Annotated in this window: 4 protein-coding genes; 3 read left to right on the forward strand and 1 reads right to left on the reverse strand. The window is 32.8% G+C overall.

The genetic code is table 11. The features are described 5' to 3' along the window. From SOY52_RS05255 to SOY52_RS05265, 3 genes are all read left to right on the forward strand, one after another. Nucleotides 1-254: KOW motif-containing protein (locus SOY52_RS05255; RefSeq protein WP_320847927.1), on the forward strand; the 254-nt coding region annotated here is incomplete at its 5' end. Between the two features lie 103 nt (nucleotides 255-357). Further along, the gene (locus SOY52_RS05260) at nucleotides 358-2,091 is read left to right on the forward strand and encodes an ABC transporter ATP-binding protein (RefSeq protein WP_320847928.1); all 1,734 of its coding nucleotides are present in this window, start codon (nucleotides 358-360) and stop codon (nucleotides 2,089-2,091) included. Continuing rightward, nucleotides 2,078-3,970: an ABC transporter ATP-binding protein gene (locus tag SOY52_RS05265; protein ID WP_320847929.1), complete on the forward strand. Its 1,893-nt coding sequence runs from the start codon at nucleotides 2,078-2,080 to the stop codon at nucleotides 3,968-3,970. The genes SOY52_RS05260 and SOY52_RS05265 overlap by 14 nt, the downstream gene beginning before the upstream one ends. A 41-nt stretch (nucleotides 3,971-4,011) precedes the next feature. Here SOY52_RS05265 and SOY52_RS05270 read toward each other — a convergent pair. After that, on the reverse strand, nucleotides 4,012-4,749 hold a 738-nt coding region (locus SOY52_RS05270; protein WP_320847930.1), incomplete at its 5' end, for a hypothetical protein.

Here is a 4,749-nt window from a genome sequence, read left to right on the forward strand (position 1 = left end):
GAAGTGATGAAGCCTTTGCAAAATGGATTGCAGAGCAAAAGGGTAGAATTACTAAATCAAAAATAAAAGTTGAAACTTCGCTTAAAGAGGGTAGAAAGATTACTGTATTATCAGGGCCATTAAAAGGTTTAAATGGTAAGATTATTAATATCTATAAGGGTGTTAAAGTAACTGTTGAAATACCATTTTTAGATGAAGTAAAGAGGGTAAATCTTCCTGTTGAAATAGTAAAAGAAACTGAGGAAAAGGAATAATATCAAAACACATAATAATTACATATTGTATTTCTTGACTATTGTATGACACATCGATATTTTTTCATATTGGTGTGTTTCTTTATTTTTTTGGAGGGTTTTCTTGATTAAGAAATTGGCAAAAAGCATTCGTGAGTATAAAACGAGTGCTCTCCTAACTCCTTTATACATGATAGGTGAGGTTGCAATGGAGGTATTAATACCAACATTAATGGCTCTCATTATCGATAATGGGGTTTATCAAAATGATGTAAGTTACATTGTTAAGCTATCAATAATGATAGTATTTGCAGCTATTTTCTCAATGTTATTTGGAATTATGGGTGCATACAGTGGATCAAAAGCTTCCTGTGGTTTTGCAAAAAATCTTAGGCATGATTTATTTTTCCATATTCAAGATTTTTCATTTAAGAATATTGATTCATTTTCAACATCGTCTTTAATAACAAGACTTACAACCGATGTTCAGAATGTTCAACAAGCATTTCAGATGACAATTAGAATATGTTTCAGAGCTCCAATTATGTTTGTATTTGCAATTATTATGGTAATACACAATAGTGGTACTCTTGTTGCTGTATTTGCTGTTGCAATTCCTGTTTTAGCAATTGCTTGTGCCTTCTTTATTAAAAGAGTGTTCCCAATCTTTAATAGAATTTTTAAACACTACGATAAGCTTAATAGAGTAATTGAAGAAAACTTAATAGGTATTAGAACAGTTAAAGCATATGTAAGAGAAGAAGAGGAAAAAGAAAAGTTTGATTCCTCCTCACGTGCAATTCATGATGACTTTGTAAAAGCACAAAAGATGATGGTTATGATTAATCCTCTAGTTCAAAGTGTTTCATATGCTTGTATTCTTGCAATTTGTTACTTTGGAGCAAAACTTATTAGTGTGGGCTCTATGGGAACAGGAGAGTTGATGAGTGTATTTACATACACAATGCAAATTCTTTCTTCCCTTATTATGATTGCAATGATTGTTGTAAACCTATCAATGTCAAAGGCATCAGCAGAGAGAATTATTGAAGTATTAGATGCATCTCCTGAAATGGATCTAAATGAAAATGGATTAAAGAAAGTTGAAGATGGAAGTATTTGCTTTGACCATACTAACTTCTCATATTCTGGAAATAATACTCCATTAGTACTACATAATATTAACCTTGATATTAAATCAGGGGAGATGGTTGGTCTTCTTGGTCCAACCGGAAGTGGTAAATCAAGTTTAATATCATTAATTGCTAGACTGTACGATGTTACATCTGGTTCTGTATCTGTAGGTGGCCATAATGTAAAGGATTATGATATTAAAGCACTTCGTGATGGTGTATCAGTTGTATTACAAAAGAATACACTCTTTTCTGGAACTGTTAGGTCAAATCTATTGTGGGGTAATGAAAACGCAACAGATGAAGAATTAATTTGGGCGCTTAAAAGTGCAAATGCTGATTTTGTCTTTACATCTAAAGATGGTCTTGATAGCGTAGTAGAGCAGGGAGGTAATAACTTCTCTGGTGGTCAAAAGCAGAGGTTATGTATTGCTAGGGCGCTTGTTAAGAAGCCTAAGGTATTAATCTTTGATGACTCAACTAGTGCTGTTGATACTCAAACTGATCATCAAATTAGAAATGCATTAAGGCGCGATGTAAAGAATTGTACAAAGATAATCATCGCTCAGCGTGTTAACTCTGTTATGGATGCAGATAAAATCGTTATCTTAGAAAATGGGTATATCGATGATGTTGGCACTCATGATGAGCTTTTAATGCGTAATAGAACATATCAAGACCTAGTAAAGGTCCAGCTAGGAGGTAAGGAAAATGGCGAAAATTAAGAAGCTTCCACCTCAAAAAGCAAAAGATCCTAAGAAGACCTTCAAAAGATTATTTTCCGAGGTATTTGGAGAAAATAAACTTAAACTAACAGTTGTAATAATTTGTATCATTATTTCAGCTCTTTCTACAGTTTATATTTCTACATTATTAAAAACATTAATTGATGATTTTATTACACCAATTGTTAAAAGTGGTACTTTTGATTTCTCTCCACTTTTAAAAGCAATGTGTGGTTGGGCTCTTATCATGCTCCTTGGTGTTACTACAACTTACCTTCAAGGAAGGATAATGGTAAAGATTGCTCAAGATGCACTATTAAATATAAGAAATAAGATGTTTGCTAAACTTGAGAGGCTTCCTATTTCTTACTTTGATACTCATCAGCATGGACAAATAATGTCTAGATTCACAAATGATGCTGATACACTTCAGCAGATGATTTCTCAATCAATTGTAAGTGTTATATCCTCTGGACTTACATTAATTTGTGTTTTTATTGCCTTATTAATGAATAGCTGGATATTAACAATACTAATTGTTTTAACAGTTATTGTATTAATGAATGTTACAAAGATTATTGGTTCAAAGAGTAGTAAGAACTTTGCACTTCAGCAAAAGAACCTTGCAAAGGTTAATGGTTATATTGAAGAGATGATGAATGGAAGTAAAGTTGTCAAAGTATTTAACCACGAAGATGCAAGTAAAAAGGAATTTGACCAAATAAATAATGAACTTTGTCAAACAATGACAAGGGCAAATACTTACTCAAATGTAATGGGACCTGTTGTTAATAACATAGGTAACTTACAGTATGTAATTCTTGTATTTGCGGGCTCTCTTATCTCAATTGTTACTGGAGGTTCTTATTCTGTTGGTTCTCTTGCTGCCTTTTTACAACTTTCAAAGTCCTTTACTAACCCTCTTGGTCAAATAGCTCAGCAAGTTAACTTCTTCTTAATGGCATTAGCTGGTGCTGAAAGAATTTTTGAGCTCCTTGATGAAGAGGAAGAGGTTGATAACGGATATGTTACATTAGTTAATGCAAAGGAAGAAAATGGTGTATTAACAGAATGTAAAGAGCGTACAGGAATTTGGGCATGGAAGCATCCTCACACAGATGGTTCTGGTATTACCTACACAAAGCTTAGAGGCGATATCGTAATGAGTGAAGTTGACTTTAGCTATGTAGAAGGAAAGCCTGTATTAAAGGATGTATCACTATATGCACATCCTGGTGAGAAGATTGCTTTTGTTGGTGCAACTGGAGCAGGCAAAACTACTATCACTAATCTATTAAATAGATTCTATGATATCCAGGATGGTAAAATTAGATTTGATGGAATTAATATCAATAAGATTAAAAAGAGTGACTTAAGACACTCACTTGGTATTATCTTACAAGATACCCATCTATTTAGTGGAACTATCAAGGATAACATTAGATATGGAAAGCTTGATGCAACAGATGAAGAGATTATCAATGCAGCAAAGCTTGCAAACGCCCATGAATTTATCATGATGATGAAGGATGGTTATGATACTATGCTTGAAAATGATGGTGAAGGGTTATCTCAAGGACAGCGACAATTAATAGCTATTGCCCGTGCAGCGGTTGCTAATCCTCCTGTTTTGGTAATGGATGAAGCAACTTCAAGTATCGATACTCATACAGAAAGTTTAGTTCAAGAGGGTATGGACCGTCTAATGGAAGGTCGAACAGTATTTGTAATTGCTCATCGCCTTTCAACTGTTAGAAATAGTGATTGCATTATGGTTCTAGATCATGGTTCGATAATTGAAAGAGGCACTCATGATTCATTGATTGCTGAAAAGGGTGTCTACTATAGACTTTATACTGGAGCATTTGAATTAAGTTAAAAAAAAGAATACCCAAAGACCTAAGTCTGAGGGTATTCATTTTATCTAAGGGCAAGACGTAAACTTGAGATGTCGTTCGTAGTAAGGGACAAACTATTCTTTAAGTAATTAACTGAGAGATGTAGAAGAGCTTTATCCTCAAGTTCACTTGCTCCTGTGATCATTTTTAAATTGTTAGTAAATGCATCTTTAATAATGTTATATCTATAATCACTTTCAGAGAGAGAATACTTGCTTTCAAAGTATCTCATATAGCAATCTTCAATTGCTGATAGTCTTGCTCCCATTAATGCTTCTAAAAGTGCAACTACTAAAGATGTATTACTATCTGGTTTTGAGAAAATTAGATAAGGTCCTTTATTATCAGCCATTGAGATAAATAAATCGTGAGCATTATTTACGTTTATTATATTAAATTCACCACTTTCAATTATGCTTCCTGAATAATTAATAATAGTTTTAATTGAATACTTTCTAGCAAGAGAGAAGATTTCGTTTAATCTTTCTGAACTTTCAGGATATGATGCTGTGAATAATTTATTTTCTCCAATGATACCTGCTTTATGGTTAAAGAATTGTAAATATTCTTCGTTTGAAGTGAAGAGTGATCTATCCTCTACAGGATTAAGTGTTGATAGAATATATTCAATATAACCATCTTTATCTTTTGAAAAAACACTAATTTCAACATTAGAATCAAGGTTTAAATATGAGAAATCATTACTTGAAATAATGGTTAAAAAACCATTTTCATTTTTTAAATAATAGGCTGCAGATAG

The organism is Bullifex sp. (assembly GCF_034103065.1).
Taxonomy (GTDB): Bacteria; Spirochaetota; Spirochaetia; order Sphaerochaetales; family Sphaerochaetaceae; genus Bullifex.

Bases quoted from the DNA above. Each gene is read 5' to 3' on its own strand.
- SOY52_RS05265 (WP_320847929.1), top strand. From the start codon at position 2,078: ATGGCGAAAATTAAGAAGCTTCCACCTCAAAAAGCAAAAGATCCTAAG.